Source organism: Mesorhizobium sp. M0701, assembly GCF_040320365.1.
Taxonomy (GTDB): Bacteria; Pseudomonadota; Alphaproteobacteria; order Rhizobiales; family Rhizobiaceae; genus Mesorhizobium.
The window spans coordinates 55,800-81,516 of sequence record NZ_JAMYPO010000031.1 but is presented as its reverse complement, the minus strand read 5'-3'; the positions used below and the strand labels follow the sequence as shown (position 1 = coordinate 81,516).

The window sequence follows — 25,717 nt, the reverse complement described above, 5'->3', positions numbered from 1 at the left end:
AACCCTCTGTCCCTATGCGGGGGTGGGCTGCTGTTTTGTTTAAATGACACTCATTTTGGGCCCCCACCCCCCCTTTTTTTTACGGCCCCGGCCGCCCTGGGGTTGGGGGCCGGGGGGCGTCGATGAACACCTTTATTCGCCGAGCTTGGATAGCGGCATCGCTATCACGCTGAGAGCCTGTTATGCTGGTCCAGCGTTTGATCGCAGTCTTGATCCATGCGAGCAGCTTGTGAGGGATGCAACCGAACGAGGCGCTGCTCCCACAGTCGTCGCAGGCCCTCCATCACAGCGTCACGCTTAGCCTGATCCGGCGCAATTGTATTGAGGAGATCTCCCAACATGGCTTCGCCCTCAATCCGCATCAGCAGATTAAACAAGTCGTGCGAAATTCGCACACTGTCACTGCTGAAGTGGGTCGTGCTGATCTCGCAGTGAGTCTCCCGACGATCTGGCGCTTTGTAAGCGCGGGTTTGATGGAGGGACACATAGGGCGGCAACGAAACCGCAAGCGCAGTCCAATCCTGCAGCGTTGCAGCCCGCTTCTTTACCAGGAAGGGCCCGACGACAAGTCCATCCAGCTCTGTCGTCAGAAAGGTGGCAATTGCGTCCGCAACCGAATCCACGATCGGTTCGGCATTGTTGTTAAAGGACGTATTGAGCAGAATTGGAGTGCCTGTGCGCTTCTTGAACGCATTGATGACCTCCCAGTACGCGGGATTGGCGTTGCGCGATACTGTTTGCAGGCGAGCGGTACCGTCGACGTGCGTGATGGCACCGAGCAAGGCGCGCTTTGAGTCACGCACGCGAACGACGAAATTCATGAATGGAAATTCGTGCCTACCGTCCGGGAGGTCGAAAAATTCGCTCGCATCCTCCTCCAGCACAGATGGCGCGAAGGGCCGATAGCCTTCGCGCTTCTTGACCATCGCATTGATCCGGTCCTTGTTTGCGGCGGGCCGAGGGTCGGCAAGAATGCTGCGGTTGCCCAGCGCACGTGGCCCAAACTCCGAACGACCCTGCACCCAGCCGATCACGGCGCCGTTGGCGATCCAGTCGGCTGCACTGCTTGCCACGTCATCAGAGCGTTCAACCTCGAGATGTCCGGCCCATGCATTCAGTTCCTGTTGCACGGCGCGCTCGCTCCCGAGATCAGGACCCCAATAGACCTCCTGCAGTCGCTCACACGGCGCGGGGCGGCCCATCTCGTTAGAGACTATCAGCGCAGCTCCCAATGCGCAGCCAGCGTCGTGAGACGCGGGTTGCACGAAGATGTCTTCGAAAAGCCCTGAATACAGCAGCTTACCGTTCATCGTGCAGTTGTGGGCCACCCCCCCCGCCAGGCACAACCGCTTCATGCCCGTGGCCTCACGGTGATGCCGGAGAATGTGGAACACGATCCGCTCAAGCGCTTCCTGCAGTGACGCACTCACATTTCGATGCTGCTGGGTGAAGGGCATTCCCTTTCGCCTGACCTCGATATTGCGGAGCAACGCCGGACCGATGCGGTCGAGGTGAACACGGTAGCCACCGCCGTTGGCGGAGAGCTCGTAGAACTGCTCGAAGAGCTCGCGATAGGGAGCGGGGTCGCCGTAGGGCGCGAGTCCCATTACCTTATACTCGTCGAACAAGCCGTAGCCGAGATAGCGGATCGTCTCGAGATAAAACAGCCCAAGAGAATTGTTCTCGGGGAAAGCCTCGAGTTGCGTAATTTCTGTGCCAGACCCTACCGCCACGAGGCCCGATAGGAAATCACCAGAGCCATCAATCGCTAGAATGAGACTTTGTTCGAAGCCCGACATTGCAAAGGCGCTCACGGCGTGCGCCTGATGATGACTTACGAATGAAATACGCGAACTGTCCAACTTAGTGCCGAACTCACGCGTTAACAGATCCTGCACCAACGTTTTAGCACTCAACGGAATGGAGAGAATGTCCGGGTGGGATGCGGACATACTTTCAAGCATGGCGTTGGCATAGGGCTCGCTGGCGTAGAGCGCGACACGATCAATGTCGTTGAGCTGAACCCCCGCCGCTGACAGACAGTATTGAATCGAACGAATTGGGAGCTTGTTGGAGTGTTTCATCCGATTGAGGCGTTCCTCTTCGACGGCTGCTATCACCCGTCCGTCTCGGACGAGCACCGCGGCGCCATCGTGCATAAAGGCGTTCCGAAGCTCGAATCGGTTTTCATGGACTTGGTCAAGTCCGCCGCTAATTCCTAGACACAGCATTTCTTTCTCCACATAGTGACGGACAAGCCAAATTGGCCTGCCTCAGACCGTTTCCAACTAAATAGGCCGCGTTGTCGCTTGCAGCTGCAACCGCCTGTCAGGCATACCCGGCATCAAAGAACGCCTCATAAGGGTCCGCCTGAATCAACATGAGATGCTCGTGGCGCCTGCCGTTCCATGACGCCGAGAGCTTGGCTGGATCACCGCGCCGTGAACTGGCCCGATTTCATTCCCCGAAAGACCGTCGCACAGCGAGTGACACGTGCTGCACTGTCCACCTGCTTCCCGGTCGCACATCCGATAACGCCTTCGGCTGTGCAGGAGGCCGCATCGCGTCATGCGTCGGCCAAACATGGCACCGACTGGAAGCACGGCAATACCGCGTAGATGTAAAGTGCGCTGATGTTGTATGGTAGCGCTGCCGGCCGGGTCTCCAATCCGCTGCCCAGACGAGCCGACCGGATCTGCCTGCGGCAATAAGCCCGCCCACAAGCAGAATCGCGCTGGGCAGCGGGCTCGCCTGCAAGACTTCGCAGCTCAGGAACATTGGGGACGACTAGCGTCGAACCGCCGACATGGTCGGCCAGTTGCAACTCACTTCTCGGCACGACCTCCACTGCACGTCAGGGCGCATGGAAGATTTTCTCCTTGGATGGGTGATCGGTGCGGACGTGCTTTTGTCCATGCAAGATTTCCGAAGAGTTATGAAATCGTTTGTTTCGATCAAAGTCATCCACGCTATGAATAGCTGACGGACATGCGCTTCAAAGGGCTTCAGGCTTCCTGGATGGCTACTCCGATTTGAAGCGCGTGGCATTCCATGCGCTCTGTCACAACATTCCAGCAAAGGGTATGAGAGCAAACCCACACTTCTTTTTCGAAATTCGCTTCGAGCATTCGGGATGAGGTGCTGGGCGATTCACGCAGTCCACGGATCGAAGAGCTCTATTCCGAAGCCTTCGAAATCCTTCATATTACGCGTTGCCAGAGTGAGCTCCTGGGCAATCGCTGTGGCTGCGATCAATCCGTCCATTGACGTCAGCCCGCGGCCGCGGCGCTTCGCAAGACCCATCAGATCGCCCCAGGCCAGAGCAACCGGCTCGTCGACGGGGAGGACTCTCTGCTCGAAACGCTGAGGCAGGTCTCGGGCAAGCCATTCGGCCAGCGCCTCACGCTTCCGACCCTCGCCCATGAGAGCAACGCCGCGCCGGATTTCCGCGATCGACACCACGCTGATGAACGAGCGATCCTCGTCGAGCTTGTCCAGCCATTCCAGAACGCGTGCGTCCGGCGCCGGCCTTGTCACCTCGGACAGGACATTCGTGTCCAGCAGTAGCCTCACAGCGGCAGATCACGCGGTTCATCGCGTTGACGCTCAAGGTCGAGTTCCGCGCCGCGTAGCGGCGACTCCAGCAGAAACTCCGCAAGCGTACCCTTGCGCACCGTCTTGCGTTGCCATTCCTCGGCGGAGACGACAACGACGCTTGGCCTACCGTTGCGCGTGATCGTTTGCGGCGCCGCCTGCGCACGCTCGATGACTTCCGACAGCCGCGCCTTGGCCCGAGCGACGGTCCAGTTGGCATCCTCTTTTGGAGCAGACTGCATTCTGGCCTCCGTGACCATTGTGACTACGGTGACTATATAAAAATGCATAGTGACCGCAACAGGGGAGGGGGACTTTTTTCTAGAGCCCGGACGCCTTGGTGAGATGTTGTCGCAAAAGTTGAGTTCTGCGACGGTGCAAAAGTCAGTTGCAAAATCGTCGCGACAAAGGCTCGGCAGCTCCCCGAAGTAGCCATTTCAGATTGCTTGCAGGTGCGGATAAAGTCCTTTATGCATCGGCACATGATCAAGTCCGCGCCCATCGCTGCAATCTATTATGCGACGCTTCCATAAGGAGCGGCGCGTTTCGATCATGCCTTGAAACAAGCCGCCGTCAGGCGGCTTGTTCATTGAGAGGACCCCCTGGCGGCAATACCAGGAGGATTCCCTATGGCACTTCCCGATTTATCAACCGGTCATTCCGAACCATGTTCGGCCGCTTTGAAGACGCTCATTGAGCGCGGCTATGTAAATCAAGGGACCGACCTGCCGGGTGTCGATGCCGCCTTTGAAGCAGGCGTCGTACCCGCTTACGCTGGTTTTGATGCGACGGCTGACAGTCTTCATGTCGGCCATCTTCTTCTGATCATGGCGCTTCGTCATCTTCAGCAGACTGGCCATAAACCCATCGTTCTCATTGGGGGTGGGACCACCCGCATCGGCGATCCCAGCTTCCGTTCGGAGGCGCGGCCGATGCTGACGGACGAGCGGATCGCCGCCAACATTGAAGGGATCAGAAAGGTCTTTGACCGTCTCCTTGTCTTCGGAGACGGCCCGATGGATGCCGTGATGGTGAACAATGCCGACTGGCTGGACAGCATTCGTTGGATCGACATGCTGAGAGACGTCGGCAGGCATTTCTCCGTCAATCGGATGCTCTCTTTCGACAGTGTGAAGTCGCGGCTGGAAAAGCAGGAGAATCTGAGCTTCTTAGAATTCAACTACATGATCCTCCAAGCGTTCGACTTCCTTGAGCTATCCCGCCGGACCGGTTGCCGTTTGCAGATGGGTGGAGCCGACCAGTGGGGGAACATCATCAATGGCATCGACTTGATACGGCGGACGGATGGAAAGGAAGTCTTCGGAGTGACTACGCCGCTTCTGACGACTTCTTCAGGTGTCAAGATGGGTAAGACGGCTGCCGGAGCTGTGTGGCTCAACGAAGATCGCCTTTCGCCATACGATTACTGGCAATTCTGGCGTAACACGGAAGACGCTGATGTCGTTCGGTTTCTGAAGCTTTTCACCGATCTGCCGATGAACGAGATCGAGCGATTTGGACAGGCTGAAGGAACCGAGCTAAACGCCGTCAAACAACGTCTCGCCAACGAAGCTACGGCCCTGGCACATGGAACTAACGCCGCCAAACAGGCGGAGGCCACGGCTAGCCAAGCATTTGGGCAGGGCGAAGCCGCAGAGGGGCTACCGACGCTTCATCTAAATGACGCCGAGGGGTTGGCCGGAGTAGCCCTTGTGGATTTGCTGGTACGCGCCGGATTGACCTCCTCCAAAGGGGAAGCGCGAAGGGCGATCTCGGGACGAGGTGTGCGGATCAACGGCAACGTCGTCGAGATTGATACAATGATATCGTCCCAAGACCTCCCGATCCGGCTTTCGCTCGGCCGGAAGCGCCACACTGTTGTAAAGTAGGGTTTCAGCAAATGCTGTCGCAGAAATTCTGCCCGCTTAGCGGGGTGGGTTCAACTGATCCCTGCAACACACTCCGCGAACTTTTCAGCTGGGGTTTGATAAAGCAAGGTCTTTCGCGGCCTCTCATTGAGCTGCCGTGCGATCGCGCTGAGCTTAGTCTGGCTGTGCAGGGATAGATCGGTTCCGCGCGGCAGATATTGGCGCAGTAATCGGTTGGTGTTTTCGTTGGAGCCGCGCTGCCACGGCGACCGCGGATCACAGAAGTAGACCTCGACGTCGGAGGCCAAGGTCAGGCGCTGGTGATCGGCGAGCTCTTTGCCTCGGTCCCAGGTCAACGACTGGTACAGTTCGCCGGGGAGTTTCCGTGCCTGTTTGATCAGTGCCGAGACGACGCTTTCGGTATCCTTGTTGGCGACCTTGACCAGCATCACATAGCGCGAGTGACGCTCGACCAGCGTCGCAACATAGCTGTTCCTAGATCCACCGATCAGGTCACCCTCCCAATGGCCGGGGAAGGCACGATCTTCAACGGATGCAGGCCTTTCGCTGATAGAGACCGCATCCTTGATCTGGCCGAGCCCGTTCCGCTTCAGGCTGGCGTGTTTGGAGCGACGAATGGTGCGCTTTGGCCCTAAGATGCTCAAGCAGTTCCTTTTTCAGCACCCCACGCGCCTGGATGAACAGGCTTCGATAGATTGTCTCATGTGACACGTGATTATGCGGCTCCCCTGGGTAGGTGCGCCTGAGCCAGCCGGCAATTTGCTCGGGCGACCATTTCCGCTGCAGCTTGGCCGATACTGTCCGGCTCAGAAACGGGCGGCAAGCCAGCTTGCAGAGTTTAGGGCGCAGGGCCGCCGCCAGGCAGCCTGATCGGACCGTGCGGCCCGATACCTATCCGGACCACCATTGCGCCGGACTTCACGACTGATCGTGGATGGCGAGCGACCCAACCGGCGAGCAATCGAACGCAGCGAACAGAAGGTACTCAGCCCTCTGGAAATCTCCTCCCGCTCACTAAGACTGAGCGCTTGGCTTGCCCGTTTCCGAGCGGCCGGACGAATTCCGCCTGTCGGCGAGATCACCGAAAAGACCGACGAGGACTCCCGATCAAATCGTCGCCCGATCGAACTCATCGACTCGCCAGCCTGCCAATGATCCCAAATCTCAGACCGCTGAGCTGCAGAGTAATAGATGCGACGTCGCTGCTTCATGCCCCACACTCCATCTTTGACAAAAGACTAGTGTGTTGCGTTCACCTGTTGAGCCCACCGGATAGTGCAGACATTCGCGTCGAGTTCCTGAGGAATGTCGAGAGACATTCCTCAGGGGGTAGTTAGAGCCGGGCAAAGGCAGCAAACTGGCCGGGTGGGTGCTTGGCTACTATATCATTAACATGTAGGAGGTCGAGCAGTGAGCATTGTCACGCTTCCATGCGGCAATGGGCGGGCCGTTTCCTTTGATGTGATCGGCATTGGCGGCGACCGCATTTTCCTTGTCGACCTGCGCAACGAGTTGAACAGGTACGCGTCGGTGGTCGACGCTGCGCGCGAGGTTTTCCAGTTCTGCAACGCTAGCTGTGGAATCGGACGCATTATTTGCGAGGATACCAATTGAATTGGGACTGGCAGGAAATCGTTCCCGAAAAGGCCGCATTCGCCACTGCACCCTACCGAGGCAAAATTCCGCTCATGGTACATTTCAAAAGCTTGGCACCAGGGCGAGGCATGCCCGGTGGTAGTACCTAGCTGTTTGATCCCGGACTTTAATGGCGCATCATTGCCGTCCGAATCAAAGGATGCGCTATGGGACAGGTTCTACACCGCCGCGCCACGACGACAGAGGCAGTCCGTCGAGCGATACAGCATAGTGAAGAGAGCCTGAGAGCGCTGGCCAAGCGCTACGGCATCGATCAGAAGACCGTTAGAAAGTGGAGGAACCGGACCTCGACCGCCGATCTTCCCACCGGCCCGAAGAAACCAAGATCGACAGTGCTGTCGCTCGAAGAGGAAGCGGTGATCGTCGCCTTTCGCAAGCACACGTTGCTGGCGCTGGATGATTGCATCTATGCCCTACAGCCCTCGATCCCGCATCTGACGCGCTCGTCGTTGCATCGCTGCCTTCAGCGCCATGGCATTTCGCGGCTGCCGCAGGACGCCGACAAGCCGGCCAGGAAGAAGTTCAACGCTTATCCGCTCGGCTATTTCCATATCGACCTCGCCGAGGTGCAGACCGCCGAGGGCAAGCTGCGCCTTTTCGTGGCCATCGATCGGACGTCGAAATTCGCCTATGCGGAATTGCACCCGACGCTTGACGGTGGCGTCCTTGATGGTCCGATTCATCCGCTCGACCTGGCCGTTCGCCCAGGGATGGTTGATCTTTGTGAGCCGGTGCTCGATGCCATGTTCGTCGCAGATGCCGTCGAAGATGTGCTGAAGGGCATGCCGCTCGCAGGTCCGGTTGGTGAACTGAATGCCGTTGTCGGTCAGAATGGTATGGATGGCATAGGGCACGGTCGCGATCAGGTTGCGAAGGAATCGGGCCACCGCCATCTTGCCCGCCTTCTATGAAGGTGCAGGGTTCCAGCAAGGCGGAAAAACTTACTTCGAAATTCGCCGCTTGGAGGACGCTTTGGGTCGATTTTCCACCTTCCCTGACGGCCCGGAGGGGTGGGAATCGGCCGCTCGCGTCGTCCCGGCTGCCTAGCGTGGCGGATGAATTAACAGCCAGCGATTTGGCTCTTGCTCGACGAACTCTTTCTGGACGTGCCTGAGCACGTTCCGCTGCCCGGCAAACGGAACCATGTTGACCGCTTGATCGAAGGGGACCCACTGAAACTCGCTGTGTTCGGCATTCAGTCGCACCGTCTCTGTCGACCCCGCGAAACCCACGAAAACCGGCAGGAGGCTAATGGCGTCGCGGTCCGCTTCATAGAATTGCTCGCATATGTCGGCCGAATAGAGCCTCTGCAGCGTCAAGCCCGTTTCCTCCTTAGTCTCTCGCCAGGTCTTCCTTACGATCCGGTCATGGGTCTCGACCACGGCATCGGCGACCGCCGCCTCCCATTCCACGGCGCAAACGGCAAGGATCGCCCAGCGTCGATCCGAGCTGATATCGCGCAAGCCATCGGTGAAATAGCGCTCACCCTGCCGACGCAGGCGAGCGATGCGGTGTTGCGGATGCCGGCGAGCACTTGCGGATCAAGACCCACCGCGCAGGAACTCCAGTCGGTCAAGCAGCCGGTTTGCCGCCGCGGAATTGTTGCCGAGCTCGAACTTGCGAAGCAAGATGAAGCGGCTTATGTTACCGGCCAACATTTCGGTCAGAAGCCCGTCCAACCGCTCGCGCGCACCAGCATCCAGCTTTTCCGCAATCCGCGTTTCGATCCGGCGCTCGGCGTCGACCAGGGCGTCCGCGCACAAGCGCTCGATTGTCGACACGGCTGGCAAGATAGTCAAAGTCTCCCTCCACCGCGCGACAAAACGCGAGCAAGGTCCTCGTTCGATCTGGCATCTTCAGCCTGATCGAAAAGCCAATCCCGCAGATCACGGGTACCGCGCCGCTCGATCGTCTCAATAACCGCCTGAGGCGTCGGCCGGCGCAGCCGATGAGGGCGAGATGAGCGATCCCGCAATCCTGGCATTTCCTCGGCGCGATACCGGTCGAGCCATTTGCGAACCGTCCGCGGGCAGACGCCTGCGGCTTTGGCGACGGCCTCAGGCGTCTGTCCGCTCTCGACCTGCATTACAATTCGCTCTCGACCGAGCGGCGTCACACGGGTACTCTTATGGATGTTCATCCGGTCCCACTGGAATCACTGAAGCTTCGACAACCTCAGCTTTCCCGGTTCGGACCGGATGGATAACCTTCTGAAAGCTCACAACTAGCTACCAATGCGATCAGCTTTCGGGCTATCGGGGCATCCAGGGAGGATGGGTATGTTCTTGGCTAACGGGCTCAAGCTGCGGGACCGCGGGTGCACCCTGGCACTGATTTTGGCGATCATATGTGTATGTGCGCCTGCACTGGCGGCAAACGCGTCGGATCAGGCGTGCCGGTCCATCGCCAAGCTCACAATTCCAAGCGTGATCTTTACCGAGGCTAGCCTTCAAAAGCCGCAGGAGATCCCCGCAGATCCCTTCACTGCATTCACCGGCGCCTCGCCTCAGGCGGTAAAAGTGGGCGGGCACTGCCTTGTCCGAGGTGTTATCGGGAAACGCCAGGGGGTCGATGGTCAATCATATGGCACCCGGTTTGAGGTGCGTCTTCCGACGACCTGGAACGACATGTTCCTTTTCCAGGGCGGCGGCGCAGTTGATGGCTTCCTGGCGCCGGCCGTCGGGACCATTCCTTGCCGGAACTCGACCGCGGCTCCCGGGCTCTTGCGCGGCTACGCTGTTGTAAGCATGGATGGCGGGCACCCAAGCCCCGATCCGGCTTTCGGGGTCGATCAAGCCGCACGCATTGATTTTGCGTACGCCTCCATTGGCAAAGTCACTTTGGTCTCGAAGCAGGTGGTGGCCAAGTTCTATGGGGCGGCTCCGAAAAAGTCGGTGTTCATGGGATGCTCGAATGGCGGTCGTGAGGCGTTGATAGCGGCTCAGCGATATCCGCTCGAGTTCGACGGGATTGTTGCAGGTAGCCCGGGTTTTCGTCTCAGTGCCGCCAACATTGCCCAAGCCTGGGATACTCGCGAGTACATGAGCATCGCTCCCAAGGATGAGGCCGGCCATCCCATTCTATCCCGCGCCTTCTCCCAGCAGGATCTGAACCTCGTCGCCAACGCGGTTCTCGCTGCCTGTGATGCCCGCGATGGCATTGAGGATGGCGTGATCAACGCCTGGCAGCAGTGCCGGTTCGACCCAAAGGTCCTGTCCTGCCAAGGCGATAAGACGGACAGCTGCCTCACGGCTGGTCAAGTGCAGGCCATGAGCCGCGCGTTCGCGGGTCCGGAAAGCTCCGATGGCGAAAAGCTTTACAGCGATTGGCCATATGATACGGGCGTTGCGGGCGCGGACTGGAGAATGTGGAAGCTGGGCAAATCCCCCACTTCCCAGTCGGATGCAAACAACATCGTTCTGGGAGCCCGCTCGCTTCAATACTACTTCATGACGCCCCCGGCGCCGAATTTTGACCCCCTGAAGTTCGACTTCGACAAGGATCCGGCACGCGTTGCGGATACGGCCAAGCTCAATGATGCGACCGGCACGTATCTCGCCAGCTTCGCTGCCCACGGTGGAAAGCTGCTCTTGTTTCAGGGACTTTCCGATCCGGTCTTCTCGGCCAACGATCTGGTGCGCTGGTACAAGCAAGTCGTCGAGGTCACAGGCGGCGGCGATTTGGAAGCGACTCGCCGTTTCGTGCGCATGTTCATAATCCCGGGGATGACCCACTGCGGCGATGGCCAAGCCTTCGACGACTTTGATCCTTTGGCCGCCATCGAGGGCTGGATAAACCAAGACAAGGCTCCGGACTCTCTCGCGGCTGGCAGCAAGGCATTCCCTGGCAAGCACCAGCCGATCTGCGCTTATCCCACTCAAGCTGCCTATGACGGTAAGGGAAATCCCGATGAGATCGCGAGCTATTCGTGTCGGGGATAAGAGACCTCGTCATTTGTTCGCTTCAATCTGCGCGCATTCCCGGAACAGGTCTCCCGGACCAAGGATCGGTTGGAAAAGCTAAACCCGGAATTTGTGGGCCGTGCCATAACGCAGTTGATGATCATGCCTGACTACGAAGCGTCGGCCGCCGATAGTCTGGATACAGCGCTCGCTGTGCTCGAGGAGGTATTGTTATCGCCTGAGATCTGACCGCCTCATCCCAGCGGACAAAACGAGGCAGGGGAGGGGGCTTTTCAGAGCCCGGACGCCTTGGTGAGATTGACGCGGAAACGATCGCGCCGGCGCTGATACTTTCGAGTCATCTCGGCCGAGGCGTGACCGAGCTGCTGTTGCACATAGCGCTCATCGACCTCGGCCGAGGAGGCGAGGCCGGCGCGCAGCGAATGGCCAGCAAACTTTTGACCGCGTTCGCCCTCCGACAGATCGCCACGCACGCCGGCTGCGAGCGCCGTGCGCTTGACCAGGCGTGCGACCTCCTGGTCGTTCAAGCGATGGACACCGACCGCTCTGCCTTGACCAGCAACGCGCCGGAACAGCGGTCCGTGCGCAATGTGCGCCAGTCTTAGCCACGTCTGCAGAGCGGCCACCGGGCAGGTGGCGTCGGAGGAGCCGCGGCCGACCTCGACCTCGCGCCAACCGGTTTTGCCGCGCAGGGTCACCAGCACGCCCTTGTCAGGAAAAAACTCAATCCAGCCCGAAGAATCCTCGGTCTGGTCGCGACCAATGTCGAGCCCGACGATTTCCGAGCGCCGCAGCCCACCGGCAAAACCCAGAAGCAGCATGGCGCGGTCGCGCAGACCACGCAGCGTGCCGCGGTCGAGGGTCTCGAGCATGGCGATCAGATCCTCGGGCAGGATCGCTTCCTTCTGCCGGGGAGGGGAGGCGTGGGTGTTGCGGATGCCGGCCATGACCGTTGCGATGTGGCGGTCCTTGCGGTCCAGCGGTTCGCCTCGCTGCGAAAAGTTCCAGGACAGTGACGAAAGGCGACGCTCGATCGTCGCCACAGAGTTTGGTTTTTTCTCCCCTGTTACCTTTCCGGACGCGCAGGCGGCGATGTAGAGCCCGACGGTCTGCGGATCAGGTGGGGGCACTTCCAGACCCTGCCGGCGCGCCCAGGCGCAAAAATGCTTCCAGTCGGCGGCGTAGGCGCGCCGTGTATTGGCCGAGCTGGCCGCCTTGACATAGTCGCGGGCGTGGCCGGCAAGCTCTTCCAGATGGCCGGGAAGGCTACCATGTCCCCGTGAGTGCATAGGCGGCAGGGGAGGGGAGGGGGATTTTTCGCCCTCCTGTGGATGCTGTCCCATTTCCATCACGACATCGATGATGTCGGGAAGATCGTCCCCTCGGGGCGCTGCAGTTGATCCCGCACCGTCGCCAGCCATCGTTATGCTGCCTCGATATCCGTCTGGGAAAAGTCATTGCCGATAAAGAGCAAGGGCTCATCCGCCCGTTTGGCCAACGCGTAGGAAAGGCAATCGGCAAAATTCAGGGCGGCCGGGTGGCGGCCTTTGCCGTAGGTGAGCCAAGCCTGCGTTGCCACATCGACGAGATCGGCATCCACGGCGATGATGTCGGCCTCGATCTTGCGGAGCCACAGATCGATCTCGGCCAACGCATGTTCGCCGCGCCGGCTGACCAGCACCATGCGCGCCTCGAGCACGCAGGTTGCCGGGACCAGGCGGATTTGGTTGGTGACGAGCGCCTTCTCAAGCCTCAAGGCTTCTGGTTCGTTGCGCAGGATCGCGACGATCGCGGAGGTGTCGATCACCATCAGTTCGGAATGCCGTGCTCGTCATACCCGACGATCTCTTCGTCACTGCGATGATCGAGTTCCGGCAATCGCGCCACTCTTTCCCGGATCGCCCGCAACTCGCCGAGCAGGCGCTCCTGGGCCACGTCACCGTAACCCATTCGATGCAGCCGCTCGCTCAGCGCCTGGTGAATGGCTGCCGTCTTGCTGATACCCTGGCGGTGCGCGAGTTCGTCGGCGAGAGCGACGGTGGCCGGGTTTTTGATATTCAGGGACACGAGAGGCTCCGAATTTCTACCTTTTTGGCAATTTCTACCTAATCTTTTGATTTCTGTCAATTAGGAACGATAATGCAACATTATCGCTCGTTATTGTTCCTCCACAGGCGCGGCGGTTTCGTGCTTTATAGCTTGCAGAAAGCGCCGCCACGATTCATTCTGCTCGCGATGATTCTGCGGCCCAAATCTCTTCCCCGCCACCCCGGGCCGCTTCCTGGAGCGACAACTGCCACGCCGACGGCCCACGTTCCGATATGGCTGCGTCGCGCGGTCCCCGAGGCGCAAGGCCTTGCGAGCAAAGACGTTGAGGATGTGGCGCTGGTTGCCGGCGCCGCCATCGGCGCGCTCGATGCGGTGGTCCGCCGGCAGGAGCGATGGGCCGGCGCCTGGCGGCAGAGGCTGGCGCTTTCGGCGGCTGCGGCAACTGCGAAGCAGGCCGGCCGCGTCGAGGATGAGAGCTCGCTGCGCGATGCCGTGCTGCTCACGCGGCCGGGCGACAATGTCGGGCCCGCCGGTCTTTTGCTCCTCGCCTGGCGTCGGCTGGCGGCCCGGCCGGCTGAGGAATTGCTGACGGCGAAAAACCTCGCTGCGGTGCTGGAAGATCTCGGTCACGCCCGTGACGACGAGGCCGTTAGCGATCTGTCGACCGCGCTACGACAACTCGGCAACGGCACCGATGTGGTCGGGATCCTGAACGGTGCCTTCAGGGCCGCCGAACGACACGGCTTCGGCCGCGTCCTTGGAGCCTGGCTCGCCGATGCCCTGCTGGCGCAACGGCTGGGTTGGGCGCATGCGGTGCCGCTGCTGGGCGCCGATGCGGCCTTGGGCACCAGCGCCCGCCCGCGTCGATCGGCAGCCAGCTCTGTCGCGACAAGCATTGAGACAGATCGCGAGCGTGCGAAAGGCCTGCTTGCCGCGCAGGCACGCGCTGCGTTGCGCGCAATTGATCTTCACGCCGAACTCGGGCGACGCGCGGACCGGCTGCTTGCCGTCACGCCGAAGCTTAGAGCCAAAGCAGCGGACGCTGTTGTCGGCAAGCTCCTGTCCGACGATGCGATCGTGGCATCCGAAAAGATCGCAGGCATGAGCGACCGTGGGCTGCGCCGCCTGTTCGACCGGCTGGTCGAGTTCGGCGCCGTCCGCGAGATGTCCGGCCGACCAACGTTCCGTATTTACGGGCTGTGACGACCATGGCCGAGGCGACGCGCAGACGACGGAAGGACCAGCCATATGACGATCGATCAGGCGACCGCCTGTTTGATCGGGAGTTGGATCATCTTCCGCCGGAGGCGCGCTGGCGCGAATGGATGCAGCGCGTCGAGGCAACGATCTTTGCAGCCAGCGAACCGGTGACACGTGAGGTTCTTGCGCGGGTCGTCGGCAAGAGCTGCAGCATCGATCTTTTGATCGACGACATTCGCGAGGGGCTGCGCGGTCGTCCCTATGATTTAGTTGCCGTCGCCGGCGGCTGGAAGCACCTGACCCGGCCGGCCTATGCTGATGCCATCCGCGCTGCTGTCGGTGGAAGTGGGAAGACGGCCGACCTTACGCAGTCGGAGGTTTTGGTGCTGATGTGCATCGGCTACTTCCAGCCGATCACCCGCGCCGAACTTTCGAGCTTTTTTGGGAAGGAGATTTCGCGCGATCTGATCGGCCATCTGCGCGGCGCCGGCATGATCGCGTCCGGCCCGCGCAGTCCGACGGCGGGTGCGCCCTACACCTACGTCACGACCAAAGAATTCCTGCTCGAGTTCGGCCTCGACACGCTACGCAACCTGCCGGATTTTGAGGCACTCGAGGACGCCGGGCTGCTGTCGAAGAAAAAGCTGCTCGCCGGGGATATTCCCGCAGGTCTCGTCGACGGCGAAGAAGGGGCAGAGGACGCCGACGTTGAGAACCAATTGTTTTGAGCTGGTCGCTCCAGTGTTGCGCCTTCAGAGACAGCCGAAGAACTCATGGCCAGGACGACTGGTTGTGCGGCAGCCGGTGATCGGGATCGTGAACCGTGACCTTGTCGCCCTCGACAAGGTTGGCGGGAAAAATTACCAGGTTGGTGCCGCCGGCATGGCGCAGCGACGGAAATAGGATGCCGCGAAGCCCGGCGGTGATGGCCAAGTCCGCAAGCTTCCATGATGGCGGAATTTTCTTGTCGATGCGGGCGATCTGGCGCCAGGCACAATCCCATGCCTGCCAGGCAGGGTCCCAGATACCCGGGTCGAATCCCTGTGATAGATCGGCGGCCTCGGCAAGCGTGACCTTGTAGCCGGCGAGGGTGGCGGGCGGGGTGATACTAGCACCCTGCTTATATTCCTCGAGCGCCGTCTGGGCCGAACGGGACAGGTAGAGTGCTTCAACGCCTGGCCGATTGAAGCGACCGCCATCGATTGCGGCGCCCGCACCACTGATTGGCAGGAAGGCCCATTTGGGTGTCAGATAGCGATGAAAGATCTCATCTGGACCGATGCGGGTGACCTTCACCCGCGCGCCCCGTTCTCGATATCTCGGATGAATGCCAGAACTGCCTCGACCTCGCCGCCGGCGATGAGCTCGGCCGCGGTGCGATGGCCATAGTCGGCGATCGGCTCATTGCGATACCAGTAGATCGCCTTGTCGATGTCGCCGGTGAGTTCCGTCGCGGCAGAAATCACCTTGATCATCTCCCGCATCCGACCCTGCAAGCGCTCCGATGACGGGTTACGGAGTGTGTTGCGGTGGACGCCGGTCAACTGCGCCAGGTTGGCCACCTTCACGCCCAGCGCCTGTGACAGGCGCTTCGGTGAGATATAAGGTGTGCGCGGCTCCTGAAGGCTATCGACGAAGCCTGAGATAACTTTGGACTGCGCGAGCTGTGCGTGGGTCATGGCAAATCTCCGACCTCTCATACGCACAATATATGCACATTCCTACGCATAGCAAGCGAACAGAGGCCATTCAAGAAAGGATCGCACGGCTCCATTCTCGTGCACGAAGCCGTTCGTTGTTCGCGCCTCGGCCATTGCAAACATTGGGCGCTACGGCAACCCGCCTTCCAAGCCGAATTCGAGAGGCATCCGCGCATACGTCACGCTCAGCCAGCTTGTCGGAGAGTAAGTCCCTTGCTGTAAGTCTTCGATCGAGTTCCCTCGAAATCCCATTCGTAAACTGTCGCGGCGCCGAGAACGGCCTGATGCTGGCCGAGGAAAAACGTGAAGCCGTTCGGCGCGGCAATGAACAAGTGCAGCATCGAAGGGCCCGGCTCATTTCTCACCGTCGTCACAACTTCTTCGGCGAGCTTCACAGCGTGAGAGCCGGACTTCACGCTAGCACCAGAGGCGCCGCCCGCGAGCCTGACCACGACCAGCTTGCCGATCTCGGGCTTGGCCTTCAGGAATTCCCGCACCATCGGGGCAACATCGTGCGTCAGGCCAATGGCGACAGCAAGGTCGCTTCCCGCGCCTAGTTCCTCGAAGGTCGCGTCAATGCCGGGCCACAAGAGGTCGAGCGGAATGTCGTCTCGGCTCCAGAAGCGTCGGCCGTTGGTACGCTGTTCAACCTCGATGGACTTGCCGGCCTTGACGTTAAGAATCGATCCTACAGCAAAGGCCAGCGACACATGCGCGTCAAGGATAAGACGCATGTGGTCGCCCTTCTGTGCTTCCGCCAATACGAAGCTCTGCAGCGCCGGAAATAGGTCCGTCTCCCAGCTGGCCTCGTCCTTGAGGAACCGGCCATCGAAGTATGGCACCAGATTCAGGGTCGTCGTGGCGCGCGCCTCGATGCTGTCGATCGGATGCATGAACGAGCGCACTCCGATCGTCGTCTTAGGAAGGTCCTTCGGCCCGGCCAGCAGCTTTTCATCATTGACCAGCTCGCGGAAGGTCTTGCGGTCGAACGTCTTGCGGCCCTGGGCGTGCAACTTCCTGATCAGGTCGTCATAGCTGAAGCCCGCTTCATCCCTGGGGATCGTTCGCATGCCTACGGCTGCAAACCGGTCGTTCAGTTGCTCACGCAGGTCTTCGCCGGAACGGATACGCAGGTTGACGCCAAGGGTCCGGAGGAGGCGGCGAAGTTCATCATTGTCAATCTGCAAGTGTCCGCTCCAAAGGTCGCGCAGCTGCCCCATCATGCTGTTGGCGCCGCCCACGAAAATCAAGTCGATATCGAGAGCGTTCGTTTGGTTGAGGATCAGCTTGCGGAGCGGGTCTTTCTCCTTCGGTGCCCAGTTCGTCACAAGATGGAAGCGAGCGCCTTCGCCCGATGGAGCATGCGCCAGCTGTGCAGCACGCGCGCGCTGAAGGAACGAGACGGAAGTGCCGCCTATAAACTCGGGGATAGTAAAATCGTTGAAGCCAAAATCGCCCGGGCGAACATGCCATTTGCACTGCTTGTGGTCGCGAAGGATCGGCTTTCCGAAATGATCCTGCGGGGCGCCTTCGCGGGTATAGTCAACGACAACGTCGTCAAATGCCTTCGGCCCCGTCTCGTACATCACCATCCTGACGGGCGATTCATCGCGGAGCAGGTTGGCGGCTTCCAGCCAGAAAATACGCGCCTGGAAATCGTCGCCTTGCTGCCGTGCCAGTACCTGATCCGCCATCACGCACCTTCAACTGGTTGGGAAGTACTTGCCCATGATCTCCCGCCACAGCGCGATCGCCTGGCCCTGGTGGCCTTGCTTTTCAAGCCGTACCGCAAGCGCGGCCTTCATCTCCGCCTCGCGCAGCTTCTCCTTGGCGGCAGCGATCAGCTGCGGCGTCATCTGCTCTGATACCGGCGGGCCATAGCCTGCAGGGTCCGGCCACTGGCGATCTATCCCGTCGAGAGCGGACGCGAAGAAGCGCCTGACCTCGCTCGGGTAGGTGGTGAAGGGGGCATCGACGAGGTCCTGCATCATGACCTCGATCAGGAAGGCAGGCTTGATAGGCTTGTCAGCCGACCGGTTCCACCGCTTGATCATCTTGACCAGCGGAATCCATTTCCCGCCGAGTTCTTTGTTCTTGGCCGTGGCCTGTTCCATGTGGATTTCCGGGTCGGTCTTGACCCAGTCTCCCCGGACACGATCCGGAATCTCGTAGCAGTCGCCGATGTCGAAGGCGGGGACCGCGTCGATGGAGAGGACCTTGCCTTCCTCATCCTTGGTGTTCTTCTCGAACTCGACCGTGGCGCAGCGGCGACCGGGCTCGACGGCTTCTTCGCCGTAGGCGCCGCGCAGACTCGTGACGAAGGCGTTGATCAGCTCCGCCGGAGGCTTGCTGCGATACTTGTCGCGCTCCTTCTGGCCGAGGACGAAGAAGACATCGACGTCTTTCAACGGCTTCGTCTTGGTGTGACGTTTGTAGGAACCCGTCAGCAGATCACGATCAACGGCGAAGTCCGCGCGAATGACGCCGCGAACCTCGTTGTGCCGCTTGATCGTGTTCTGGCGCTCCGTCTCGCTAAGTTCGAGGCGCTGCCGGTATTTCTCGAATGCTTCTTCGGTCGTGATCATCTGTAATACGTCGCTGATGCCATGATGTCGGGGGTGCCAATAATCGTGCCGGCCTCGCGGGCGGTCAGGCCGCTCAGCCCCAGAAATGCCGCGTCGCTCATTCCGGGCAGATCACGCGCCCCGAGCCGAGGGACCAGCAGAATGCGGTAGGTGCAACCTGCGGGCGGCCGCGCCGCCTTCGCCACCGAGCCGTTCAGGAAGTCGGTGTCGATCCACATCTGATCGATGTCCTTGCCGTCATACCGGATCGGGAAGTCCCAGCGAGCGGACGCGTTGGCGGCACCGGGCTGGTAGAACTCGATCACGAACTTCTGGAGGTCGCCGGTCTCCATCCAAGCGCGGGCCGCCTCGTGCACCCAGCCGGACCACGCGTCCATCAGCTTCTGCGGATCGAACCCGTAGTTGAGGATCAGCGTCCTGATCAGCGAGCGCATCTTGTCGGAGACATAGATGGCCGTCTGGGTCCGGGCGTAGGTAAGGGTGTTTACGGAGGTCATGTTCAGCCCAGCGCTCCCCAGTCGATCGTCAGTTCCTGGGAGGCAGTGACAGTGTCTTCGTCCTCCGCTGGCGCTGCATTGACGTCATGGACGGCAATGCGCGGCGCTCTTTCCTTGAGGGTCTTGTTCATCCAGGCGACATCCACCGCGTCCGTCGGCGCGCTCATCGCCCAGTTGCCCGCAGTCGGATTCCAGTTCAGCTTCGGAATGTCCATTTCGGCATCCATCGCGTCCTCGCCGAACAGGCAATAGATCACCAGCCGCGAGCCGACGCCCTTGACGACGATCGGCACGCGCGCCGGGTGTTCGTCGGTGATCAGGGATTCCATCACGCTCGCTGCCGCCGTCAGGCTGGCCGCATCGACGGACCCGCTACCGGTGATCAGCTTGACGATCTCCCGCCACGTATCGGCGGCCGAACGCTTCGGAATCGAGGCTATGTCGCGCCGGACCTTCATGCCGCGTTCTCCTGGATGTCAGGCTGGCTGGCGGCGCGTTTCAAGGTCTCGATCACATGCTCCGGCCTCAGTTTGTTGAGGTCCTTCGCGGTCTCGATCGAGATCGCCGCCGCCGCCGCGATGGCCTTGCGCAGACGGCGGCCGTCCATGCCCTCCGATGCGTGGATATACGCCGCGACGTGGCTCTTGAGGCCTTCAACCTTCGGCCATTTCTTGGCGAGCAGCGCCAGCGTGTCGAAGATGATTTCCTTGCGGGCCTCGGCGTTCGGAGGCCCGATATCCTCGATCCAGTCGGCGCGGGACAGCAGGGCGCGATCAACCGCTTTCGGATAGTTGGTTGTGGCGATTAACAGCGTGTTCCGGTGTTTCCGGCAAAGCAAATCAATGCCGGCCAACGCGGCATCGGTGGCACGGTGCGCGTCAATGGGGTTGGCCTCAAGGCTCATGCGCTGCCGGTCCGCCGCCAGAGTCTCGACCTCGTCGAGAAGCACGATCGTCGGACCGAGCACGGCGAACTCGGGAATGGTCTGCTGGAAGATTTTCGAGACTTCCTTTTGACTCTTGCCCAACGAGGAGCTGCCCAAGGCGTGGGCGTCGAGCTGGATGTAGCGAGCCTTCCCCACGGCCTTGCCGACCTCATTGGCGAGGCCGCGCGCCAGGGTGGTCTTGCCGGTGCCCGGCGGTCCCGAGAGCACGATCAAGCCGTGCATGGGCATCGCCTCGAACGAATAGTGCTGCCGCAGCTGCAGGGAGAGAAGGGACTGGGCGACCAGCCGCTCCTTTACGCCGGCATCCACCTTGATCGTGTTCCATGCCACCTCGAAGTCGGGCTGCGGCAGCGTCAGGTTCTCAACAATCGCGTCCATGCTCACCTTTTCTGGCGCTGCGACAGGATGCAGCGCCTCAATACTCGTGTTTGCCCGTTCGGAAGTCCCCCGACCCGGCGGCGTCCATATATAGCGTTTTGTTTCAGCGCAGGCTACCTGATATAGGGCAGCCTAAAAAAGACCGTCACGAGAAGTATCGCTACTCCGAACATGATACAGGCGAGCAAAAGGTTGTCAAGGACGAAAAATATCGCTACTCTGAACTTTCAGAAATTGAAGGAGAATGAGGCGTGAGCAGCCCCCTCGGGACAAAGATCAGAGACCTCCGAAAGCAGAAAGGGTACACACTCGACAAACTCGCTGAGCTTACTGATTCGAGCAAGAGCTATATCTGGGAACTAGAGAACAAGAACCCACCCCGGCCATCGGCTGAAAAAGTCGCAAGGATTGCGTCAGTTCTGGGCGTGACATCGGACTATCTGGTGGATGTCACCAGCAGCGTCACCGTTGAAGACGCAGCCGATCAAGCGTTTTACAGAAAATACCGAGACATGGACACCTCAACCAAAGACAAGATCAGACGGATGGTTGAACTGTGGGACGACGATAAGTGACCGCAGAACCCTCTCCGCAAAGGTGGGCGATAGATCTCAGCTTGCTAATGAATGCGGCGATGGGAAAAGACCGGTTTCCCGTCAACATTCCTGAACTGGCACTCGAATATTCAAGAATGCGATTTCCCGACGACCCTGTCTCGCTCGTGACGGGAGACGATTTGCCCCGGTTTGACGGCGCGCTCATCAGAGCGCCCAGCCGTAAGCGCGGATGGGGCATTTTCTACAACAGGTCGTTCAGCTCTCAGGGCCGGATAAACTTTACTCTTGCACACGAGCTCGGCCATTATCTCCTGCATCGTAAGGCCTATCCCGAGGGTTTCCGGTGTCGGTCCCAGGACGTTGTAAGATGGGATAGCGAGTACGGACAGGTCGAATATCAGGCGAACGTGTTCGCCGCTAATATCCTGATGCCCCTTGACGACTACCGGCGGCAGATACCGGATGGCGCGCGCGCCGATCTTGAAATGATCGCGCATTGCGCTGACCGCTACCGTGTTTCGCTGATCGCCGCCACGCTGCGCTGGCTCGACTACACAAACCGGCGCGCGGTGCTTGTCGTGTCCCGCGACGGCTACATCCTTTGGGCCCGATCCAGCGAACGCGCCCTCAAGACCAGAGCCTATTTCCGTACATCGCAAGGGCCCATCGAGATTCCGTCCGCATCGCTCGCCGCGACGCAACACCTTCTGGCTGACGCGCGGGCCGGCGTCAAACACGGGCCGCGCGTCTGGTTCCCTGAGCCGGTCCACGAAATGACGATTTTCGCGGAACAGTACGACTTCGTCATCAGCTTGTTGCTGCTCGAAAACGATGGCGGGGCATGGCAGGACGACGAGCCCGAAGAGGACACGTTCGACCGAATGACCAGGCGGTGAAAGGGCTTCGTATGTGTGCCGCGGCCTATAGATTCAAAGCGTTCATGCCCGCAGACTGTTCAGCGCAGGGGCTGGAGCAGTTCGCCACTCTTGTGGCGAGCGGGGGCGAGGTCGCCCAGGGGCTACAAAATCGCCTGAAGCGCGCCCTGTCACTGGCGACGCTCATGTATGGCGAGTCGATCGTAGGGACAGCGGCCATGAAGCGGCCATTCGCGACCTATCGCAATAAGGTGTTCCAGAGCGCACGGTCGCCACTGGCTGCAACCGACTTCGGGCACGAGCTTGGCTGGATATTCATCGATCCGGCCCATAGGGGTAAAGGCCATACATTTCCGTTGATCGAAGCAGCGTTGGTAGCGCTTGAGGGCGGTCCGCTCTACGCGACCACGCGCTTGGACAACGAGCCCATGCACCATGTTTTGCAGAACCTGCATTTCGAGCGATCCGGCGTACCTTACGCGTCAGCCCAGCATGCGGGCCAGGACATAGTTCTTTACGTGCGCCTGCCTCGCGCGGCGCCTTGAGGATCGGCGAGACTGGGTCGAGGGCGAACCTCGAAACGCCTTCTTGGACACAGTTGCGACAAGGCCGCTGTGACAAAGCACAAATTTTGCCCTTTTTCGATGATTGTTAAATTGTTGTTATTAAAAGGTAATTTGCCGCCTTTGACGGCTTCGAAAAAATCGACGCGCGTAGAGAGAAGCTGTTATAAATAGCGCAGTGTGACAGACCGGAGACAAACGTTGGAATCCGTACCTGCATTGCTGAAACGTGTTGGCCCCTCGCTCTCCACCGAACTCATCACCGAGATGACGCGGCAGGGTGTCTCGCATGCGAGCGCGCGGCAACGTATCGTCCGGGCCGAAGCCGATGTCGTCCGTCTTGCCGGATTGCGATTTCCTCGTAACGCGCGCTTCGTGTACCTGTCTGAGCAGTTTGGCGATGCCTCCTACTGGAGGGCGCTGGAGCGGGTTTTTCGCGATCACGGCAAGGCCTACTGGTCTGCGATCACCGGACTGAAAGCCCGCGGCGGCTGTTTTCCCAAGAAGTACTTCGCCGCAGTGTGCGGGAGCCCGGCGGCGCGTCTTCGGCAACTGTCCCCCGAACGCGTACTGGAGCGGCTGACCGCTATCAATTTGCTGGACGAGGTCACGGATGAAGCCACGGGCGAGACATTCGTAGTCTTCAAGCCGCATCACTATCACAAGGATGGCATCGAGACTGTTCGGGCGCGTCTCGTGGCCGAGAATGTCGTGCTTTACGGCATGAAGGAGTGGTGCCGCCGGACGGGGTTTGGAAGTTTTGACCGGGTCCGCATCCGCGATGACGAGGAGGCCCCGGTTGTATCATCTGTGGCCTGGGATATGTCCGCGCCTTGCTATGCGCGGCCGCTTGTCCGCGCGGCGGCAGGCGGGGCCAAGCCCGGCTTTGTGGTTTGTGATGTCAATCTGCGTTCGGTACTTTCGGAAGACGATGTCGCATTGTTCGTCCGCAAGCACGACCAGGCATCGGCGCCTGTCAAAGTCGCGCCGATCATGCCGTTTCTGATCGCCGACGGCTTTACCGCCGGGGGCTTTGGCACTGCCAAGACGAAGGGCGTTCTGGCGACGACAACCAGTCAGCTATTTGGGGAGGATGTCGCGAAGGCGCTCCGGGACCTCATCAGCCTGCTGACCGACACCGGAAAGACCGCGTCCGTTAACCCCGAACATATCGAGCGGGTGCTGTCGAACTTGACCAAGATAGAAGGCGCGGCCAACAACCTGCGCGGTGCCTTGTTCGAAATCGTGGTCGGCTCCCTCGTGAAAGACGTTGAAGGCGGCTACCTACGCGCGGGAGAGAAATGGAGGAGCATCGCGTCAGGCCGCTCGGCCGAGATCGACGTGCTGCTGGATCGCCCCGATGATAAGGGCGTCCTGATCGTCGAGTGCAAATCCAAGATTCCGGGCGCAAGGGTCAGCCTGGAAGAGGTGCAGAAATGGCACGATGACCGCGTGCCGCTCCTGCATGGCATCTTGCGGATGGAGGGCCGCTTTCAGGGCAAGGCGCTCACCTTTGAGATCTGGACGAATGGGCCTTTCGCGGACGACGCGCTGGCGTGGCTCGCCGCCCAGCCGCCCCGCGCGGATATCAGGCTGGACTGGAAAGGTGGCGAGGCGCTGAAGAAGTACGCGGACAAGGCGTCCAATGCCGCGATCAGAAAGACGCTTAACGAGCACTATTTCCGACACCCGCTGGCGAGGGCCGCGCGGCGCAATAAGGGCAGGCAGAATGACACCGGCCGGCTGGCCGAGGCGCTCGCGGCGGAGCTATAGGCAGCAGCCTGGACTACGGTTCGGGACGTTCGAAATGGCCGGTCTTGACAGAGGTCTGGTCAACCCGCAGAATTCACATGTGCATGTGAGCATAAGGCTGCGCCTGGCACCGTTCGAGTACTGCGGCCGTAAATAATCCAGCACCAGTATGTACTGGGAATGCTGATGAAATCCCGGAACAATCGAAGGAGGCGTGCCATGCACGACACGGATTTGTTTGCGCGGATGCCAGCACTGGATTCGACTGCTGAGCAGCCGCCGCTTGCTGAAATACTTCTCTTGTTTGAGACGGAATGCGACGTCCTGTTCAAGGACGAAATTTATAGCGTGCGCGACAATGGCGCAGTGCTCCGGCATGCCCGGCCAGACGTCAGGCGACGCAAGCTCGATGATTTCTGGACGTTCGGCACGCTCAACAGGCACTCCGGCTATTTCGAGAGCGGCGGCCATGTCGTCCACCGGATAGTGGCGACCGCGTTTCACGGGCCGCAGCCTTCGCCGGAGCATGTCGTCGATCACATCGATACCAACCGGCTGAACAACCGTGCGGATAATCTGCGCTGGGTGACAAGGCTTGAGAACATCCTTCTCAATCCGATCACGCGCGCCCGCATCGAGATTGCCTTCGGATCGCTTGACGCCTTCTTCGAGAACCCGGGCGCCTGCACCATCCCTCACTGGGACTGGATGAAAGTCGTTACTCGTGAACAGGCGCAGGAGAGCCGTACCCGGCTGCTCGCGTGGGCAGAGACGAAGCAATTGGGAAGAGGCGGGGCCCTTGGAAACTGGCTTTACGCGCCGATAGCGGAGCCGCCGTTGCAGATTGCTCAGGCTTCCGGCGTGCACGTTGTCGCCAGTGTGGAAGCAGCCCAACGCGAGGCGCTAGATGTGCCGGTGTTCGAGTCGGGGGCAGGACAAGGAGACGCGCCGCGTCGCCGCCGTGCAGCGGTGGCGCTGCCACCGGAGCCGATCGATATTCCGTCGCTGACGGCTGGCGCGATACAGCGTCGCTGGCGCACGCCCACAGAGTTTCCGCAGTGTCCTGCAACGGTGTCGGTTGACGCGCTGGCGAAGTACCTCGCGCGTCTTGAGTTAGGCACCGTGTTCGCCCGTAACCGCTATGGTGACAATGTTGTCTCAGCGGCGGCAACAGGGCCCGACGGCATGCTGTCCGTCGTTTGCAGCATGCCATCCGGAGTGAAGGACTGGAGTCACGCGCGCGTGTTCCTGGAAGGTGACGTTTTCTGCCATGAATCCGGAGGGACATTCTTCACGCTCGAAGGCGCAATGAAGGCGCATTTCGTCGCGATCGGGGGATCCGTCGATGCATACGCGGAGACCATAGACGACTATTCCTAGAATGGCGCGCTGAACGAGATTCAAACTGTCCCCCTTGGATCGATGCGCCCGCCGTCCCGTTGCCTGTGTAGCTTGCCAATGACAAAGCTTACGCGGCTTACCCGCTGGAAGAACACGGCAGCCCAGTCGTAGGACAATGCTTCGAGCTAGCTGAATGTCGGCTCCCGTCTTTC

Annotated in this window: 23 protein-coding genes and 5 pseudogenes; 11 read left to right on the top strand and 17 right to left on the bottom strand. The window is 60.2% G+C overall.

The annotated features are described in order from the left end of the window. Positions 1 to 164: 164 nt before the first annotated feature. The 3 genes from NKI24_RS25020 to NKI24_RS25010 form a co-directional block, all read right to left on the bottom strand. Entirely contained in the window at positions 165 to 2,231 is a 2,067-nt protein-coding gene (locus NKI24_RS25020) for a carbamoyltransferase family protein (protein WP_352693514.1), read from the bottom strand. Between the two features lie 919 nt (positions 2,232 to 3,150). Further along, the gene (locus NKI24_RS25015) at positions 3,151 to 3,573 is read right to left on the bottom strand and encodes a type II toxin-antitoxin system VapC family toxin (RefSeq protein WP_352480554.1); all 423 of its coding nucleotides are present in this window, start codon (positions 3,571 to 3,573) and stop codon (positions 3,151 to 3,153) included. Next, positions 3,570 to 3,836 (bottom strand): type II toxin-antitoxin system prevent-host-death family antitoxin, encoded by a 267-nt coding sequence (locus NKI24_RS25010; RefSeq protein ID WP_023679089.1) that lies wholly within the window; start codon positions 3,834 to 3,836, stop codon positions 3,570 to 3,572. The genes NKI24_RS25015 and NKI24_RS25010 overlap by 4 nt, the downstream gene beginning before the upstream one ends. A gap of 387 nt (positions 3,837 to 4,223) precedes the next feature. Between NKI24_RS25010 and tyrS the strand changes: the two genes are divergently transcribed. Further along, a complete protein-coding gene (tyrS, locus tag NKI24_RS25005) occupies positions 4,224 to 5,483 on the top strand; it encodes a tyrosine--tRNA ligase (RefSeq protein ID WP_352749181.1) in 1,260 nt (419 codons plus the stop codon). Positions 5,484 to 5,533: 50 nt separating this feature from the next. Here tyrS and NKI24_RS25000 read toward each other — a convergent pair. Further along, positions 5,534 to 6,694 (bottom strand): annotated as a pseudogene (locus NKI24_RS25000) (IS30 family transposase). Positions 6,695 to 6,893: 199 nt separating this feature from the next. On the opposite strand from NKI24_RS25000, the gene NKI24_RS24995 reads away from it, so the two are divergent. Together NKI24_RS24995 and NKI24_RS24990 are read left to right on the top strand one after the other, a co-directional pair. Next, entirely contained in the window at positions 6,894 to 7,097 is a 204-nt protein-coding gene (locus NKI24_RS24995) for a hypothetical protein (RefSeq protein ID WP_352644029.1), read from the top strand. 188 nt (positions 7,098 to 7,285) lie between these two features. Next, positions 7,286 to 7,783, top strand: a pseudogene (locus tag NKI24_RS24990) (transposase family protein); the annotation flags it as partial. Positions 7,784 to 7,786: 3 nt separating this feature from the next. Here NKI24_RS24990 and NKI24_RS24985 read toward each other — a convergent pair. The 3 pseudogenes from NKI24_RS24985 to NKI24_RS24970 all read right to left on the bottom strand — a co-directional run. Continuing rightward, positions 7,787 to 8,041: pseudogene (locus NKI24_RS24985) on the bottom strand (IS481 family transposase); the annotation flags it as partial. Between the two features lie 408 nt (positions 8,042 to 8,449). Continuing rightward, positions 8,450 to 9,054 (bottom strand): annotated as a pseudogene (locus NKI24_RS24975) (Tn3 family transposase); the annotation flags it as partial. A 27-nt stretch (positions 9,055 to 9,081) separates the two neighbouring features. Then, positions 9,082 to 9,279, bottom strand: a pseudogene (locus NKI24_RS24970) (leucine zipper domain-containing protein); the annotation flags it as partial. 139 nt (positions 9,280 to 9,418) lie between these two features. Between NKI24_RS24970 and NKI24_RS24965 the strand changes: the two are divergent. After that, entirely contained in the window at positions 9,419 to 11,080 is a 1,662-nt protein-coding gene (locus NKI24_RS24965; RefSeq protein ID WP_352749178.1) for a tannase/feruloyl esterase family alpha/beta hydrolase, read from the top strand. 254 nt (positions 11,081 to 11,334) lie between these two features. Here the strand turns inward: NKI24_RS24965 and NKI24_RS24960 are convergent, their stop codons facing one another. Genes NKI24_RS24960 through NKI24_RS24950 form a run of 3 tightly spaced genes read right to left on the bottom strand, consistent with a single transcriptional unit; the run spans position 11,335 to position 13,129 of the window. Then, on the bottom strand, positions 11,335 to 12,483 hold the full coding sequence (locus NKI24_RS24960) for a site-specific integrase (protein WP_352726224.1): 1,149 nt from the start codon (positions 12,481 to 12,483) through the stop codon (positions 11,335 to 11,337). A 2-nt stretch (positions 12,484 to 12,485) separates the two neighbouring features. Beyond that, positions 12,486 to 12,872: a type II toxin-antitoxin system VapC family toxin gene (locus tag NKI24_RS24955; RefSeq protein WP_023804175.1), complete on the bottom strand. Its 387-nt coding sequence runs from the start codon at positions 12,870 to 12,872 to the stop codon at positions 12,486 to 12,488. Next, positions 12,872 to 13,129, bottom strand: a complete 258-nt coding sequence (locus tag NKI24_RS24950; protein ID WP_023804176.1) for a type II toxin-antitoxin system VapB family antitoxin — start codon at positions 13,127 to 13,129, stop codon at positions 12,872 to 12,874. The genes NKI24_RS24955 and NKI24_RS24950 overlap by 1 nt, the downstream gene beginning before the upstream one ends. Before the next feature lie 168 nt (positions 13,130 to 13,297). Between NKI24_RS24950 and NKI24_RS24945 the strand changes: the two genes are divergently transcribed. Both NKI24_RS24945 and scpB read left to right on the top strand, forming a co-directional pair. Next, positions 13,298 to 14,314 carry a DUF1403 family protein gene (locus tag NKI24_RS24945; RefSeq protein WP_352749198.1) on the top strand — a complete coding sequence of 339 codons (1,017 nt, stop codon included), beginning with the start codon at positions 13,298 to 13,300 and terminating at the stop codon, positions 14,312 to 14,314. A gap of 5 nt (positions 14,315 to 14,319) precedes the next feature. Continuing rightward, a complete protein-coding gene (gene scpB / locus NKI24_RS24940) occupies positions 14,320 to 15,039 on the top strand; it encodes an SMC-Scp complex subunit ScpB (protein ID WP_352749174.1) in 720 nt (239 codons plus the stop codon). 43 nt (positions 15,040 to 15,082) lie between these two features. Here the strand turns inward: scpB and NKI24_RS24935 are convergent, their stop codons facing one another. From NKI24_RS24935 to NKI24_RS24905, 7 genes are all read right to left on the bottom strand, one after another. Next, a complete protein-coding gene (locus tag NKI24_RS24935; protein WP_352749171.1) occupies positions 15,083 to 15,607 on the bottom strand; it encodes an RES family NAD+ phosphorylase in 525 nt (174 codons plus the stop codon). Further along, complete coding sequence (locus NKI24_RS24930; RefSeq protein WP_352749169.1) at positions 15,604 to 15,990, bottom strand: hypothetical protein; 387 nt, start codon at positions 15,988 to 15,990, stop codon at positions 15,604 to 15,606. The genes NKI24_RS24935 and NKI24_RS24930 overlap by 4 nt, the downstream gene beginning before the upstream one ends. A gap of 206 nt (positions 15,991 to 16,196) precedes the next feature. Beyond that, complete coding sequence (locus NKI24_RS24925; RefSeq protein ID WP_352749167.1) at positions 16,197 to 17,705, bottom strand: SAVED domain-containing protein; 1,509 nt, start codon at positions 17,703 to 17,705, stop codon at positions 16,197 to 16,199. 9 nt (positions 17,706 to 17,714) lie between these two features. Then, positions 17,715 to 18,596 (bottom strand): CBASS oligonucleotide cyclase, encoded by an 882-nt coding sequence (locus NKI24_RS24920; protein WP_352749164.1) that lies wholly within the window; start codon positions 18,594 to 18,596, stop codon positions 17,715 to 17,717. Next, positions 18,593 to 19,093 (bottom strand): hypothetical protein, encoded by a 501-nt coding sequence (locus tag NKI24_RS24915; RefSeq protein WP_352749161.1) that lies wholly within the window; start codon positions 19,091 to 19,093, stop codon positions 18,593 to 18,595. The genes NKI24_RS24920 and NKI24_RS24915 overlap by 4 nt, the downstream gene beginning before the upstream one ends. A 2-nt stretch (positions 19,094 to 19,095) precedes the next feature. Continuing rightward, positions 19,096 to 19,551: a CBASS system Cap8 protein gene (locus NKI24_RS24910; RefSeq protein ID WP_352749159.1), complete on the bottom strand. Its 456-nt coding sequence runs from the start codon at positions 19,549 to 19,551 to the stop codon at positions 19,096 to 19,098. Continuing rightward, positions 19,548 to 20,417, bottom strand: coding sequence for an AAA family ATPase (locus NKI24_RS24905; RefSeq protein ID WP_352749195.1), 870 nt, complete (start codon positions 20,415 to 20,417; stop codon positions 19,548 to 19,550). Before NKI24_RS24905 ends, NKI24_RS24910 begins: the two co-directional genes overlap by 4 nt. 251 nt (positions 20,418 to 20,668) lie before the next feature. On the opposite strand from NKI24_RS24905, the gene NKI24_RS24900 reads away from it, so the two are divergent. The 5 genes from NKI24_RS24900 to NKI24_RS24880 all read left to right on the top strand — a co-directional run bounded on the left by NKI24_RS24900 (position 20,669) and on the right by NKI24_RS24880 (position 25,544). After that, positions 20,669 to 20,992 (top strand): helix-turn-helix domain-containing protein, encoded by a 324-nt coding sequence (locus NKI24_RS24900; protein WP_352749157.1) that lies wholly within the window; start codon positions 20,669 to 20,671, stop codon positions 20,990 to 20,992. After that, positions 20,989 to 21,870: an ImmA/IrrE family metallo-endopeptidase gene (locus NKI24_RS24895; protein ID WP_352749154.1), complete on the top strand. Its 882-nt coding sequence runs from the start codon at positions 20,989 to 20,991 to the stop codon at positions 21,868 to 21,870. The genes NKI24_RS24900 and NKI24_RS24895 overlap by 4 nt, the downstream gene beginning before the upstream one ends. A gap of 11 nt (positions 21,871 to 21,881) precedes the next feature. Continuing rightward, positions 21,882 to 22,394, top strand: a complete 513-nt coding sequence (locus NKI24_RS24890) for a GNAT family N-acetyltransferase (RefSeq protein ID WP_352749152.1) — start codon at positions 21,882 to 21,884, stop codon at positions 22,392 to 22,394. Between the two features lie 219 nt (positions 22,395 to 22,613). Then, positions 22,614 to 24,185, top strand: a complete 1,572-nt coding sequence (locus tag NKI24_RS24885) for a hypothetical protein (protein ID WP_352749150.1) — start codon at positions 22,614 to 22,616, stop codon at positions 24,183 to 24,185. Between the two features lie 198 nt (positions 24,186 to 24,383). Continuing rightward, positions 24,384 to 25,544 (top strand): HNH endonuclease signature motif containing protein, encoded by a 1,161-nt coding sequence (locus tag NKI24_RS24880; RefSeq protein WP_352749147.1) that lies wholly within the window; start codon positions 24,384 to 24,386, stop codon positions 25,542 to 25,544. Positions 25,545 to 25,717 lie beyond the last annotated feature (173 nt).

Coding starts and splice junctions, on each gene's coding strand:
- NKI24_RS25020 (WP_352693514.1), bottom strand. CDS start 2,231: ATGCTGTGTCTAGGAATTAGCGGCGGACTTGACCAAGTCCATGAAAAC.
- NKI24_RS25010 (WP_023679089.1), bottom strand. CDS start 3,836: ATGCAGTCTGCTCCAAAAGAGGATGCCAACTGGACCGTCGCTCGGGCC.
- tyrS (WP_352749181.1), top strand. CDS start 4,224: ATGGCACTTCCCGATTTATCAACCGGTCATTCCGAACCATGTTCGGCC.
- NKI24_RS24965 (WP_352749178.1), top strand. CDS start 9,419: ATGTTCTTGGCTAACGGGCTCAAGCTGCGGGACCGCGGGTGCACCCTG.
- NKI24_RS24960 (WP_352726224.1), bottom strand. CDS start 12,483: ATGGCTGGCGACGGTGCGGGATCAACTGCAGCGCCCCGAGGGGACGAT.
- NKI24_RS24955 (WP_023804175.1), bottom strand. CDS start 12,872: ATGGTGATCGACACCTCCGCGATCGTCGCGATCCTGCGCAACGAACCA.
- NKI24_RS24945 (WP_352749198.1), top strand. CDS start 13,298: ATGATTCTGCGGCCCAAATCTCTTCCCCGCCACCCCGGGCCGCTTCCT.
- scpB (WP_352749174.1), top strand. CDS start 14,320: ATGGCCGAGGCGACGCGCAGACGACGGAAGGACCAGCCATATGACGAT.
- NKI24_RS24930 (WP_352749169.1), bottom strand. CDS start 15,990: ATGACCCACGCACAGCTCGCGCAGTCCAAAGTTATCTCAGGCTTCGTC.
- NKI24_RS24925 (WP_352749167.1), bottom strand. CDS start 17,705: ATGGCGGATCAGGTACTGGCACGGCAGCAAGGCGACGATTTCCAGGCG.
- NKI24_RS24920 (WP_352749164.1), bottom strand. CDS start 18,596: ATGATCACGACCGAAGAAGCATTCGAGAAATACCGGCAGCGCCTCGAA.
- NKI24_RS24915 (WP_352749161.1), bottom strand. CDS start 19,093: ATGACCTCCGTAAACACCCTTACCTACGCCCGGACCCAGACGGCCATC.
- NKI24_RS24910 (WP_352749159.1), bottom strand. CDS start 19,551: ATGAAGGTCCGGCGCGACATAGCCTCGATTCCGAAGCGTTCGGCCGCC.
- NKI24_RS24905 (WP_352749195.1), bottom strand. CDS start 20,417: ATGGACGCGATTGTTGAGAACCTGACGCTGCCGCAGCCCGACTTCGAG.
- NKI24_RS24890 (WP_352749152.1), top strand. CDS start 21,882: ATGTGTGCCGCGGCCTATAGATTCAAAGCGTTCATGCCCGCAGACTGT.
- NKI24_RS24880 (WP_352749147.1), top strand. CDS start 24,384: ATGCACGACACGGATTTGTTTGCGCGGATGCCAGCACTGGATTCGACT.